The organism is Citrobacter sp. TBCS-15, from assembly GCF_005280815.1.
GTDB lineage: Bacteria > Pseudomonadota > Gammaproteobacteria > Enterobacterales > Enterobacteriaceae > Citrobacter > Citrobacter werkmanii.
In genome coordinates this window covers 1-239 of the sequence record NZ_SZWK01000197.1, presented here as the reverse complement: position 1 = coordinate 239, position 239 = coordinate 1, and the positions used below count along the sequence as shown (strand labels likewise).

Annotated in this window: 1 protein-coding gene; it reads right to left on the bottom strand. The window is 32.6% G+C overall.

What is annotated here, in order from left to right; genetic code table 11:
* A partial coding sequence (locus FDW96_RS26060) for a sigma factor (RefSeq protein WP_373562170.1) occupies positions 1–182 on the bottom strand: 182 nt, incomplete at its 3' end.
* Between the last annotated feature and the right edge of the window lie 57 nt (positions 183–239).

The window sequence follows — 239 nt, the reverse complement described above, 5'->3', positions numbered from 1 at the left end:
TGATAATGTTTACTTCGATTATAACTATTGATATAAGTTCGGATAGATGTTCGATACATAAAAGCCCGTAATTTGTCAGGTTCAATGAAAATATCCAGACATAAAATTTTAACTAGAGTATCCTGTACGGCATCTTCGGCATCGATCAACTGACTTCCACGAGAGATAAGGTATTTAGTGATTTCTATCGCATAATCATTGACTTCATTTTCATATTCTTATAAATTCACCATTTCCTC